This is a genomic window from Corallococcus caeni (assembly GCF_036245865.1).
Classification (GTDB): domain Bacteria; phylum Myxococcota; class Myxococcia; order Myxococcales; family Myxococcaceae; genus Corallococcus; species Corallococcus caeni.
Genome location: NZ_BTTW01000003.1, coordinates 631,336 through 643,570 on the forward strand (window position 1 = coordinate 631,336; position 12,235 = coordinate 643,570).

Sequence of the window (12,235 nt, forward strand, 5' to 3'; positions counted from 1 at the left end):
ACCTGTGAGGACTGGCAGCCTGGAAGGGTTATTCATCCGCCGCCGGGACGGCACCCGTGACGCGGGCCAGTGACGCCAGCCCCACACGCACGTCGTGCCAGCTCTTGCCCCGTTCGGCGGAGGCCTGGGCCAGCGCGGTGAAGGCGTCCACCAGCTCACGGGTGTCGCCGGTGCCCAGGTCGAAGGCGGCGTAGGCGGCGGTGGCCCAGCGCTTCGCGTTCTTCTCCGCCTCCGTGAAGGACTTCGCGCGCGCGTAGGCCGCGGCGAGCTGGCTCTGCACCTGCGTCACCTCCAACTGGATGCCGGCCTTGAGCGTCTGTTCCTGCGCGTGCATCTTGTCCAGCTCCGCGCGGGCCTGCTCCAGCTGCGCGTCCTTGATGGGGATGTCGAAGGTGCCTCGGATGACCAGGCCCAGGCCCGCGGTGCGGTCGTTGAAGGGGTCGTAGGCGAAGGGGCTGCGCTGGCGCGTGGCGCTGCTCGTCCAGCGCACGTCGTAGTACCCCGCGAGCCCCAGGTCCGGATAGTAGCTGCGCTCGCGGATGAGGACCTCCTGCTCGCGCGCGATGATGCCCGCGGCGATGGCCTTGAGCTCCGGGCGGCGCGCGTTGGCCTGCTTCAGCGAGGTCTCCAGGTCGGGCACCTTCACGTCGCCCTGGAGCGGCAGGTCCTCCTCCACCACCTCCACCTGCTCGTCCGGGCCCGCGCTGGCGAGGAGCCGGATGGCGGTGAGCGCGAACTGCTCGCCCTGGATGGCGGTGGCGCGCTGCGACTCCACCAGCTGGCGGAAGTACCCCAGCTTGTACGTGTCCAGCTTGGACACCTGATCCGAGTCCTCCTTGAGGAGCGCGTCGATCTTGTCGCCAGCGTCCTTGAGGCGCTTGGACACTTCCTCCAGCTGCTTCAGGCCCGCCCGGGCCAGCTGGTAGCCGTAGTACGCCTGGGCGGCCTGGAAGCCCGCTTCCGCGCGCACGCGCTCGCGCAGCGCCTCGCCCACCTTGGGCCCCTGCTCGCCCGCCCGCTCCAGCGCGGAGAGCTTGCCGAAGGTGTACAGCGGCAGCACCGCGTTGCCGGTGGAGAACACCGTCACGCCCACCTTGCCGAAGTTCCAGTCGCCCTCCAGCGACGCCTCCGTGGTGGGCGGTCCGCCCAGGCCGTTGTTGCGCGCCTCGGGGACGGGGCCGCCCGCGCCCAGGGTGATCTCGAACCGGGGGAACCAGGCCCAGCGGGCCTGATCATGGAGCGCCTGGAACTTGCGCAGCTCCGCGGTGGCCTCCGCCACGCGCGCGTCCTGCGTGCGCGCCCGCGCCACCAGCTGGGCCAGGGTGATGGGCCCGCGCAGAGGCTTCGCGCCTTCGGTGGGGCCGGGGGTCCGGGCCTCCTCCGGTGCGCCCCTGGGGGCACCGGGGGTGAGGTCGCCCCGCGCGCCGTCGCCCGAGCCGGGGGCCACCTGCGCGCCGTCGCCTGATTTGGGGGCGATGGGCGACGTCCCCATGTCCTGGGCTTCCGGAGTGGCCGAGGCCGGCTTGGGCGTGCCGGTGGTGGCGCTCTGGGCGGCGTTGCCCGGCTCGGCGGCCGCGGCGGGGTTCACGGTGGTGGGGACCGACGGCAGGGGCGCACGCGTGCCCGGCGTGGGGTTGGCGGCGGACGAGCCGCTGCCGCTGGGGCTGGGGGCCGGCGTGGTGCCGGGCTGGGGCGTGGGCACGGTGGCCGGAGACAGGCTGCCGGGCGAGGGAGACGCGGTCCCCGGCGCGCCTGTTCCCGGAGCGTTCGAGGGGGCCGTCGTGGGCGAGATCTGCGCGCCCGACACGCCACTGGTGAGCATCATTGCCACTGCGAAGACCCTGCTGACTTCTCTGCCCATGCTGTGGTCCGCCTCGTGTGCGGCCGGGCATATCCGGAAGCCCGCGACGGTGCAGCATTTCTGTGCACCCTTGGGGCCGGCCGGATGTCGGCTTCCATCCAGTCGGCTCGCGCGTAGAGGGCGTGACAGTCGCGGACATTCGGTACAGACAAAGCTTGGTCGGCGCGCGCAAGGACCGCAGAATCCCGCGCCGGTTTCGACGCCTTCCATCAAGGAAAACCCATGGCCTACACCGACCGCGTCAAGCAGATCCTCTCCTGGTACCCCTCCGACAACCCCGGCACGCTGACGAACCTGGCGCGCCTGCTCAACCACGGCACGCTCGCCGGCACGGGCAAGCTGGTCATCCTCCCGGTGGATCAGGGCTTCGAGCACGGCCCCGCGCGCTCCTTCGGTCCGAACCCCGCCGGGTATGATCCGGACTACCACGCGCAGCTGGCCATCGAGTCCGGCTGCAACGCGTACGCGGCGCCGCTGGGCTTCCTGGAGGCCATCGCGGGCAAGCTGGCCGGTGAGATTCCCCTCATCCTGAAGGTGAACAACTCCGACTCGCTGGCCAAGACGGCCGCGCCCATGTCCGCGGTGACGTCGTCCGTGAAGGACGCGGTGCGCCTGGGCTGCGCGGCGGTGGGCTACACCATCTACCCGGGCTCCGCGGCCCGCAACGAGCAGTACGAGGACCTGCGCGACATCATCGCGGAGGCCAAGTCCTACGGCCTGCCCACGGTGCTGTGGGCCTACCCGCGCGGCGCCCTGTCCAAGGAGGGTGAGACGGCCATCGACGTGGTGGCGTACGCGGCGCAGATCAGCGCGCAGATGGGCGCGCACATCATCAAGGTGAAGCCGCCCACGGACTTCCTGGAGCAGGCGGAGGCGAAGAAGGCCTTCGAGAAGGCGAACATCCCCACCAAGACGCTCGCGGACCGCGTGCGCGAGGTGGTGCGCTCCGCGTTCAACGGCAAGCGCATCGTCATCTTCTCCGGCGGCGAGGCGAAGGAGACGGGCGCCCTCATGGAGGACATCCGGCAGATCCACCAGGGCGGCGGCTTCGGCTCCATCATGGGCCGCAACGCCTTCCAGCGTCCGCACGCCGAGTCCATCAAGCTGCTCAAGGACGTGATGAACGTCTTCGCGGGCAAGTAGTCCCCGCGACGTCATCCGTGACGTGGCGCCCTTCCCGGCCCGGCTCCGCGCCGGACGGGCGCCACGCCGCGCGGGAGCGTTCCACCGTGAACGCTGGCGGACGACCGGGCCCAGGAACGGCCCCTCCCCCGCGGTCCCACCCTGGCCTCCATCCCGGGCCTGGATTACGCAACAGGGATGATTCAGGGTTCCAGTACGCCTGATGCCGGCGGCGCGCCTCCCGCGACCCAGGACTTCCTGTCCGGCGGCGGTGAGATGGGCGCCCTGGTGCGGGCCATGGACTGGTCGAAGACGCCGCTGGGTCCGGTGTCGTCCTGGCCGCAGTCCCTGCGCACCATCGCCAGCACCTGCCTCACCTCGGGCTTCCCCATGATGGTGTTCTGGGGACCGCTGTCGGTGAAGCTCTACAACGACGCCTACAGCCGCATCCTGGGCGGCAAGCACCCCGCCGCCCTGGGGAGGCCGGGCCACGAGGTCTGGGCGGAGGTCTGGGACGAGATTGGCCCGTGGGTGGAGCAGGTCCGCCGCGAGGCCCGCCCCCTCATGACGGAGAACCAGCGCCTCTTCGTCGAGCGCAACGGCTTCCTGGAGGAGACCTACTTCACCTTCTCCTACAGCCCCGTCCGCGACGAGTCCGGGGCCGTCAACGGCGTGCTGGACACGGTGGTGGAGACCACCAGCCAGGTGCTGGACGCCCGCCGCCTCCGCACGCTGCAGGAGGTGGCCTCGCGCGCGGGCGGGAGCCTCCGGGTCCAGGACGCGTGCACCCGGGCCATGGAGGCGCTCGCCACCAACCCCGCGGACCTCCCCTTCGCGCTGCTCTACCGCGTCGACGCGGATGGCACCCGGGCCCGGCTGGAGGCGCGCATGGGCCTCACGGCGGACGGCCCCTTCTGCCCGGAGCAGGTGAGCCTGGAGCCGGACGCGGCGGCCGCCTGGCCCCTGGCGCGGGTGGTGCGCTCCGGGCAGGCCGAGCAGGTCCACGGGCTCGAGGCGCGCTTTGGTCCGCTGCCCCTGCGGGACGGCGTGCCGCTCCCCACGTCGGCCCTGGTGCAGCCCATGGCCCGCCCTGGCGAGTCGAGCCCCGCGGGCGTGCTCGTGCTGGGCCTGTCGCCCCGGGTGCCGGCGGATGCCTCGTACCTGTCGTTCCTGGCGCTGGTCGCCGGGGGGCTGGGCGCGGCGCTCTCCGGGGCCCGCGCGTACGAGGACGCGCGGCGGCAGGCGGAGGCCCTGGCGGAGCTGGACCGGGCGAAGACGGCGTTCTTCTCCAACGTCAGCCACGAGTTCCGCACGCCGCTGACGCTGATGCTGGGGCCGCTGGGGGACGTGCTCACGGATCCGGAGCGCCCCCTGGACGTCCGGCACCGGGAGCAGTTGGAGCGGGTCCTGCGCAACAGCCAGCGGCTGCTCAAGCTGGTGAACAGCCTGCTCGACTTCAGCCGCCTGGAGGCGGGCCACCCGCGGGCCACCTTCGAGCCCACGGAGCTGGGGCCCTTCACCGCGGGGCTCGCGAGCGCGTTCCAGTCGCTGGTGACGAAGGCGGGGCTGCGGCTCCAGGTGGACTGCCCTCCCCTGTCCGCCCCCGTCTGGGTGGACCGCGATCTCTGGGAGAAGGTCGTCCTCAACCTGCTCTCCAACGCCTTCAAGTTCACCTTCCAGGGCACGCTCACCGTCCGGCTGCGCGAGCGGGGCGACCGGGTGGAGCTGTCCGTCAGCGACACGGGCACGGGCATCCCCGCGCACGAGCTGCCCCGCGTCTTCGAGCGCTTCCACCGGGTGGAGGGCGCGCGGGGCCGCAGCTACGAGGGGAGCGGCATCGGGCTGGCGCTCGTGCGCGAGCTGGTGGAGCTGCTCGGCGGCCACATCTCCGCCCAGAGCGTCCCGGAGGTGGGCAGCACCTTCACGGTGTCGCTGCGCAAGGGCACGGCGCACCTGCCGCCCGAGCAGCTGCGGCGGGAGCCCGCGCGGGACGACGCCCGCGCCCCGAAGCCGGAGGCCTTCGTCCAGGAGGCGGCGCAGTGGCTGCCGGGGGCCTCGGAGGACCTGCCCGCGCCCGTGCCGAAGGCGCCCCCGGGGCGCATGCGGGGCCACGTGCTCCTGGCGGAAGACAACGCGGACATGCGCGACTACGTGCGGCGGTCGCTGGAGGGCCGCTTCACGGTGACGGCGGTGGCGGACGGCCGCACGGCGCTGGACGTGGCGCGGCGGCAACCGCCGGACGTGGTGCTGTCGGACGTGATGATGCCGGAGCTGGACGGCTTCGCGCTCATGCGGGAGCTGAAGGCGGATCCGCGCACCGCCCACGTCCCCGTCATCCTCCTGTCCGCGCGCGCCGGCGAGGAGGCGAAGGTGGAGGGCCTCAACGCCGGCGCGGACGACTACCTGGTCAAGCCCTTCGGCGTGCGGGAGCTGGTGGCCCGCCTGGAGGGGACGGTCAACGCCGCGCGGGCCCGCGCCCAGCGCGAGGAGCTGGTCCAGGCGCTCAAGCTGTCGGAGACGCGCTACCGGCTGGCCACCCGGGCCACGAAGGACGCCGTCTGGGACCTGGACATCCGCACCCAGCAGCTGTCCTGGAGCGAGGGCATCCACACGCTCTTCGGCTACGCGCTGGACGCGGTGCGCCCCGGGCTGGACTGGTGGACGGAGGCCGTCCACCCGGAGGACCGAGAGCAGGCCGTCCAGAGCCTCCACGCCATCGTGGACGCGCCCGAGGGCAGCGACTGGCGCGCCGAGTACCGCTTCCGCCGGCAGGACGGCACCTATGCCCAGGTGGAGGACCGGGGCTGGGTGGTGCGCGACGCCACGGGCACGGCCATCCGCATGGTGGGCGCCATGCAGGACGTCACGCTGCGCAAGGCCGCGGACGACGCCCTGCGCCGCAGCGAGGAGGAGTTCCGCACGCTCGCGGAGGCGCTGCCCGAGGCCGTCTTCGTCACCGCCCCGGACGGGTCCTTCACCTATGTGAACAACGTGCTGTCGGAGCAGACCGGTCTGAGCGCGGAGGAGCTGATGGACCGGGGCTACCGGCGCATCATCCACCCCGACGACATGGCCGAGAGCGGCAGGATCTGGATGCAGGCGCTGGAGCGCGGCGAGCGCTTCCAGGCCGAGCACCGGGTGCTCTACCGGGACGGCCAGTACCGCTGGCACCTGGTGCGCGCCCTGTCCGTCCGGGACGCGGAGGGCCGGGTGGTGAAGTGGGTGGGCACGTCCATGGACGTCCACGAGCTGCGTCAGGCCCAGGCCCAGCAGCAGCAGCGCGCGGACTTCGAACAGCAGCTCATTGGCATCGTGAGCCACGACCTGCGCAACCCCGTGAGCGCCATCCTCCTGGGCGCCGCCAGCCTGATGCGCCGCGAGGAGCTGGACGAGCGCAGCACCAAGGCCGTCAGCCGCATCCAATCCGCCGCGGAGCGGGCCCACCGGATGATCCGCGACCTGCTCGACTTCACCCAGGCGCGCCTGGGCGGCGGGCTGCGCATCCAGCGCCGCGCGTCGGACCTGCACGAGCTCATCGACGGGGTGCTGGAGGAGATTGAAGCCACGCACCCGGACCGGGAGATCCGCCGGCGCCGCGGCGGCAGCGGCCTGGGCGAGTGGGATCCGGACCGGCTGGGGCAGATGGCCCAGAACCTGGTGACCAACGCGCTGAGGTACAGCCCCCGGGACACCGCCGTCCTCGTGGAGACCCACGGCGCGGACGACGCCGTGACGCTGACCATCCACAACGCGGGAGCCCCCATCCCCCCGGAGCGGATGGGCCTGCTCTTCCAGCCCCTGCAGCGCGCCAGCGGCGAGGTGGACCACGGCAGCCGCAGCATCGGGCTGGGGCTCTACATCGTGAAACAGCTGGTGGAGGCCCACGGCGGCACCGTCACCGTGACGTCCACCGCCGAAGCGGGCACCACGTTCACCGTGCGGCTGCCCCGCCACGTCCCGACGGCGCTCGCGGTCCCGGCAGGCCCGTAGCGCCCGCCGGGGCAGCGCCCCAAAAGCAAAAGGCCCGCGAGATTTCTCTCGCGGGCCTCTCTCACTTCAGTGTGGAGCTAACCGGGATCGAACCGGTGACCTCTTGAATGCCATTCAAGCGCTCTCCCAGCTGAGCTATAGCCCCTTCTTTGCTGCGTGCTGCCCGGTCCGCCGTGGGGGGCGGTCCGTGCCGTGAGGCGGCGCGACTTCTACGGCTTCTTCGTCCCCGACGCCACAACTTTTTGCGGCTTCGCGACGGTTTTTACCTTCAAACGGTCCGCCACTTCTTCTCCTTCCCGCAGCAGGTCGGTGAGGGACGCCGCGTGGTCCGCCGCCGCCTTCTCCGCCGCCGCGATGGACTGGAGCAGCCGGGCGAAGTTCGGGGGCAGCTCCAGCCGGCCTGCCTGCACGGCCTGCCAGACGGCCTCGCCCAGCTCGCGGTGGGTCTGCTCCTTCTTGTCCTTGAGGAAGGCCGCCTTGCCGTTGGCCCGCGCCAGCTCCGTGTTGCGTTCAACGGCCTCCCGCAGCTTGGCCAGCTTGGCCTCGGCCGCCTGGAAGGCCTCGTTGATCTGCCGCATCACTTCGGTCTGTTTCGGATCTGCCGCCACGGCTGTCACCCTCGGGAGAGGAGAAGGTCGTTCGTGCGTAGCGTGGCGGCTCGGCGACTGTCAACCCGCCTTGCGGACCAGCCGGGCGGCGAAGAAGCCCCCGCCGGGGACCCGGGGTGGCAGGGCGCGCAGGTAGGGGCCGTCCACCCCCACCTGGAGCTCCGCGGGCCACCCCTCCCCCACCGGCTCCAGGGCGAAGCCCGGGTGCTTCTGGAGGAAGGCCTCCACCACCGCGTCGTTCTCCTCCGGGAGCACGGAGCACGTGGCGTAGACGATGCGCGCCCCGGGCTTCACCTGGGCGGCCACATCCGCGAGCAGCGTGGACTGCGTGGCCTGGAACTCCGCGATGGCCTTCGCGGACAGCTTCCACTTCTGATCCGGCTCGCGCGCCAGGGACCCCGTGCCGCTGCACGGCGCGTCCACCAGCACCACGTCCACCGCGTCCAGCGGCACCGGGTGCGGGAACGTCACCTGCTTGAGGCCGAACTCGCGCACCCGGTCGCGCGCGTCCGCGAGCCGCCGCTTGGAGCGGTCTCCCGCCAGCACCTTCCCCTTCGCGCCCACCAGGTCCGCGAGCCCCAGCGTCTTGCCGCCGGCCCCCGCGCACACGTCCGCCACGGCGAGCCCCGCCAGGGTCGCCCCGGGAGGCAGGCACGCCAGGACGATGAGCTGGCTGCCCACGTCCTGCACCTGGAGCCGCCGGGCCTTCATCGTCCTCGACTCGAAGATGCGGTGGCTGGCGTCCGCGACGCGCAGCGCGTCCGGCGCACAGGGCACCGCCTCCGCCGCCACGCCTTCTTGCGCCAGCGCCGCGAGCACCGCGTCGCGCGTCCCCGGAGGCCGCGCGCGGAAGTGCAGCGACGGCTCCTCGTCCAGCGACGCCATCAGCCCCGCGAGCGTCCCTTCCGGGTACACCTGCGCCAGCCGCTGCGTGAGCCACCCCGGGAACGAGTACCGGGTGGCCAGCCGCTCGACGACGGACTCCGGGCCCTCCGCCGCGGGAGGCTCCGCGAGGGGCTTCGTCACCAGCCCCTCCAGCACCGCGTCATGCAGCGTGCGCGGCCGCACCGGCCCCGGCAGCTTCACCTCCGGCCCGATGCGCGCCCAGCCCTCGCCGCAGAACAGGCGCCGCCAGAGCGTGTAGCGCACCAGCGCCTGGTCCTCCGTGAGCACGTGCTTGCCGGGCGAGTGCCCCAGCTGCCGCGCCGCCAGGTCCAGCAGGCGCTGGTGCCGGGACAGCTCGCGCGCCGCCATGGCCACGAAGCGCCGCTCCTGTCCGCCCAGCCCCTCCGCCTCCCGGAGCGCCGTGGCGAGCGCGGCCTTCAGCGGCTCGCCCTTGAGGACGGCGATGTGCGTCTCCAGCGCCGCGGTGGCCGCGCGCCGGGACGGACGCCCCAGGCGTGACGGCTCATGCGGCAGGGGCCAGAGAGGGATGTCCACGGGTGACCTCGTCGCCTAGCCGCGCAGCGGCACGCACACGGCCAGCGCACCGGCCCGCGTCTTCAGCTGGGGCGACGCGCCCTGGCACAGGAAGAGGTAGCACGGCGCGGCATAGCGCTCCCCGTCCAGCTCCAGGTCGCCCTCCACCAGCAGGACGCCGTGGGCACGCTGGGGGAGGTGCCAGGAGAAGGTGGCGTCCGGCGAAAGGCGCAGCCACATCCGGGCGCTGTCCGGCGCCAAACCCGCGCAGCGCACCCCGGGCGAAGGCTCCGTCCATTCGGGCGCGTCAGCGGGCAGGGGCTCCCCGGCCGCGGCGACCACCTGGCGCTTGAGCTCCAGGAAGCGCTCCACCAGCCCCAGGATGTCGTCCACCTGGAAGGGCTTGATCAGCAGCGCGTCCGGCTCCGAGGGGTGCAGGACCTGGGCGACCTCGTCCGGCCCCGCGGCGCTGACGATGGCCACCGGGTGGCGCTGGCGGCGCGCGGCCTCCAGGACGCCGCGGCCGTCCGTGTGCCCTCCGGCGATGCGCATGTCGGTCATCACCAGCTCGAAGCGGTCCGCCGCCAGGGCGCGCAGCGCTTCGTCGAGGGTGCCCACCGCCTGCACGTCCGCCAGCTCGGAGACCAGCTCCCCCATTCCTTCGCGGAGGCTGGGATCATCCTCGACGAGCAGGACCTTCATCGCGTCTTCCAGCGCGGCGGACAGGGGAGCGCTTTCACGTTCGGGCGGCCCGGAAGACGGCATCTCGGGCGCCGGGTCTGCGTTTGAGGATGGCCCTCCCCGGACTCGAACCGGGACGCGGGGTCAGCCGCAGCGGATTTTGAGTCCGCCTCGTCTACCAATTTCGACAGAGGGCCCCTTGGGTGTGAGCGAGGCGGCCGAACGTATATCGCGCCTTCGGTTCGTGTGCATCCGAAGATTGCGGTGGTCCACGCACACCGCTAAAGGGGCAGCGCATGTACAACCTCCTCATCTCCCTGGCCGTCGGGCTGGCGGTCGGCGTGCTGGTGAAGTTCGCCGGCGGCTTCTCCTGGTGGGCCGGCATCGTGCCCGGCGTCATCGTCTTCTTCGCCACCTACATCGTGCTCGCCCGCCGGGTCTCCACCCGGGTCCAGGCGCTGATGACGACGGTGCAGAATGATCTCCAGGGCCAGCCCGCCAACCAGAAGGAAGCCCAGGGGCGCGTGGACCGGGCCGTGAAGACGCTGGAGCAGGGCCTGGTCTGGGACAAGTGGCAGTTCCTCATCGGGCCGGAGCTCCACGCGCAGATCGGGATGCTGAAGTACATGGTGAAGGACCTGGACGGCGCGAAGCCCCACCTGGAGAAGGCCAGCGGCCGCAACTACATGGCCAAGGCCATGGAGGGCGCCCTGCACTTCCGCCGCAACGACGTGCCCGCCATGAAGGCGTCCTTCGAGGCCGCGGTGAAGAGCGGCAAGAAGGAATCCATCGTCTGGGCCGTGTACGCGTGGTGCCTCCTCCAGCTGAAGGACAAGGACGGGGCCCAGCGCGTGCTCGCGCGCGGCGTGGAGCAGAATCCCTCCGACGAGAAGCTCAAGGGGAGCCTCGCCCAGCTGCAGAACGACAAGCGCCTGAAGATGAAGCCCTACGAGCCGCTCTGGTGGCAGTTCGGCCTGGAGGCCCCGCCGGTGATGCCCCCCATGGGCGGGCGCCGCGTGCAGTTCACCCACCGGCGCTGAAGTCCCGGTGGAAGTGCCGGCCCGGCGCCACCGCAATGGCGCCCGGGTCCCCTTTCGCGGCCCGCCGCGATCCCGTCGATGGCGCCGCTTCCGTGCGCGCGCTTCCGGGGAGTTCTCAACGGATCAGCCGCTCCACCCCACCTCCGGGAGCCCCTTCCGGAGCGGCCCGCGTCCGGCAATTCCTACCGTGCGCGCCGCCCGTACGCTGCAACGTCTTCCGATCGCCTTGTTGGCTGTCGCGCGGACCCCCATGCAACCCCCTGAAAAGAGGCCGGCCACCGCGTGAGTCGCGGGGCACAGGGCTTGCTCTCGGGCAGGGACACGCGGGCGTCCGGGGCGGATGGTTCCCAAAGCCCCCGCGGAGGCGGACGGGCTTGGCAGCCGGAGGTCTCGGGTGAAGTTTGGATGGGTGGGTGGGTGCTTGCAAGACGGGGCGGCGGCGGGTGCGCGTGGGGCGCAGGGGCGTGGGGAGCATCTGGATGGGCGTGGCGCCCGAGACTTTCGGCCTGCCATTTCGGGGCAGGCGAGCGGAGCGAACCAGTTCATGGAACGGCACGGCCGCAGCAGTGAGCGCGCGCTCCTGCTCATCATCGAGGACGACACCGGCGTGCGCGAAGGCCTGATGGACCTGCTCGCCCCGCGCTTCGACGTGCTGGCCGCGCCGGACGCGGACGCGGGCGTGGAGCTGGCGCGCGAGCACCGCCCGGACCTGGTGCTGCTGGATCGCTTCCTGCCCTCCGGGGACGGGCTGGCGGTCCTGGAGACGCTCCAGGGCGACGTGCGCACGGAGATGGTGCCGGTCATCTTCCTCACGGGGGACGCGGACGAGGCGACCCTGGAGCGATGCCTGGAGATGGGCGCCGTGGACTTCATCCACAAGCCGGCGAGCTCGCGCGAACTGCTCGCCCGCATTGACCGCGCGGTGCGCCAGAGCGAGCAGCAGCGCAAGCTCCAGGTGCTGGCGCAGACGGACGCGCTCACCGGGCTGGCGAACTTCCGGGCGCTGTCGGTCCGCCTGGAGGACGAGTTCAAGCGGGCCCTGCGCTACGGCTACGCGCTGAGCGTGGTGGTCATCGACCTGGACCACCTGAAGGCCATCAACGACGGCATGGGCCACGACGTGGGCAACCGCGCCATCCTGGCCCTGGCCACCCTGATGCAGGGCAACCTGCGCGAGTCCGACTTCGCGGCGCGCTTCGGCGGCGACGAGTTCGTCGTGCTCCTGCCGCACCAGACGTCGCTGGAGGCCGCGGTGTTCGCGGAGCGGCTGCGCTCGGAGCTGCGCGGCGTGAACGTGCAGCGCGGTGACGGGCGCCCGGCGCCCTTCGGGTTGAGCATCAGCGTGGGCGTGGCGGACCACACGGCCGACTCCCCGCGCGAGAGCACGGAAGCCTTGCTGAAGGCGGCGGACGCCGCGCTCTACGAGGCCAAGCGGGAGGGGCGCGACCGGGTGGTGGTGTACGGCCAGTCGCTCCACACCCCCTCGGCGCAGCGGCACTGACGGCGGGAAGGGA

At 72.2% G+C, this 12,235-nt stretch carries 8 protein-coding genes and 2 tRNA genes; 4 read left to right on the top strand and 6 right to left on the bottom strand.

What is annotated here, in order from left to right; genetic code table 11:
* Nucleotides 1–28 precede the first annotated feature (28 nt).
* On the bottom strand, nucleotides 29–1,825 hold the full coding sequence (locus tag AABA78_RS16725) for a TolC family protein (RefSeq protein WP_370469464.1): 1,797 nt from the start codon (nucleotides 1,823–1,825) through the stop codon (nucleotides 29–31).
* Nucleotides 1,826–2,083: 258 nt separating this feature from the next.
* Between AABA78_RS16725 and AABA78_RS16730 the strand changes: the two genes are divergently transcribed.
* Together AABA78_RS16730 and AABA78_RS16735 are read left to right on the top strand one after the other, a co-directional pair.
* Complete coding sequence (locus AABA78_RS16730) at nucleotides 2,084–3,004, top strand: class I fructose-bisphosphate aldolase (RefSeq protein WP_120530525.1); 921 nt, start codon at nucleotides 2,084–2,086, stop codon at nucleotides 3,002–3,004.
* Nucleotides 3,005–3,181: 177 nt separating this feature from the next.
* A complete protein-coding gene (locus AABA78_RS16735) occupies nucleotides 3,182–6,973 on the top strand; it encodes an ATP-binding protein (protein ID WP_338264052.1) in 3,792 nt (1,263 codons plus the stop codon).
* A 72-nt stretch (nucleotides 6,974–7,045) separates the two neighbouring features.
* Here AABA78_RS16735 and AABA78_RS16740 read toward each other — a convergent pair.
* The 5 genes from AABA78_RS16740 to AABA78_RS16760 all read right to left on the bottom strand — a co-directional run bounded on the left by AABA78_RS16740 (nucleotide 7,046) and on the right by AABA78_RS16760 (nucleotide 9,878).
* Nucleotides 7,046–7,118 (bottom strand) — tRNA-Ala (locus AABA78_RS16740).
* 64 nt (nucleotides 7,119–7,182) lie between these two features.
* The gene (locus AABA78_RS16745) at nucleotides 7,183–7,581 is read right to left on the bottom strand and encodes a hypothetical protein (RefSeq protein ID WP_120559940.1); all 399 of its coding nucleotides are present in this window, start codon (nucleotides 7,579–7,581) and stop codon (nucleotides 7,183–7,185) included.
* Nucleotides 7,582–7,641: 60 nt separating this feature from the next.
* Nucleotides 7,642–9,021, bottom strand: coding sequence for an RsmB/NOP family class I SAM-dependent RNA methyltransferase (locus AABA78_RS16750; protein ID WP_338264053.1), 1,380 nt, complete (start codon nucleotides 9,019–9,021; stop codon nucleotides 7,642–7,644).
* 15 nt (nucleotides 9,022–9,036) lie between these two features.
* The gene (locus tag AABA78_RS16755; protein WP_338264054.1) at nucleotides 9,037–9,702 is read right to left on the bottom strand and encodes a response regulator; all 666 of its coding nucleotides are present in this window, start codon (nucleotides 9,700–9,702) and stop codon (nucleotides 9,037–9,039) included.
* Between the two features lie 90 nt (nucleotides 9,703–9,792).
* Nucleotides 9,793–9,878, bottom strand: a tRNA-Leu gene (locus tag AABA78_RS16760).
* Between the two features lie 99 nt (nucleotides 9,879–9,977).
* Between AABA78_RS16760 and AABA78_RS16765 the strand changes: the two genes are divergently transcribed.
* Nucleotides 9,978–10,721, top strand: coding sequence for a tetratricopeptide repeat protein (locus AABA78_RS16765; protein ID WP_120530034.1), 744 nt, complete (start codon nucleotides 9,978–9,980; stop codon nucleotides 10,719–10,721).
* A 544-nt stretch (nucleotides 10,722–11,265) separates the two neighbouring features.
* Nucleotides 11,266–12,222, top strand: coding sequence for a diguanylate cyclase (locus tag AABA78_RS16770; RefSeq protein ID WP_338264055.1), 957 nt, complete (start codon nucleotides 11,266–11,268; stop codon nucleotides 12,220–12,222).
* Nucleotides 12,223–12,235 lie beyond the last annotated feature (13 nt).

Excerpts from the sequence above, each read along its gene's own strand:
- AABA78_RS16725 (WP_370469464.1), bottom strand. The coding sequence starts at position 1,825 with ATGATGCTCACCAGTGGCGTGTCGGGCGCGCAGATCTCGCCCACGACG.
- AABA78_RS16730 (WP_120530525.1), top strand. The coding sequence starts at position 2,084 with ATGGCCTACACCGACCGCGTCAAGCAGATCCTCTCCTGGTACCCCTCC.
- AABA78_RS16735 (WP_338264052.1), top strand. The coding sequence starts at position 3,182 with ATGATTCAGGGTTCCAGTACGCCTGATGCCGGCGGCGCGCCTCCCGCG.
- AABA78_RS16755 (WP_338264054.1), bottom strand. The coding sequence starts at position 9,702 with ATGAAGGTCCTGCTCGTCGAGGATGATCCCAGCCTCCGCGAAGGAATG.
- AABA78_RS16765 (WP_120530034.1), top strand. The coding sequence starts at position 9,978 with ATGTACAACCTCCTCATCTCCCTGGCCGTCGGGCTGGCGGTCGGCGTG.
- AABA78_RS16770 (WP_338264055.1), top strand. The coding sequence starts at position 11,266 with ATGGAACGGCACGGCCGCAGCAGTGAGCGCGCGCTCCTGCTCATCATC.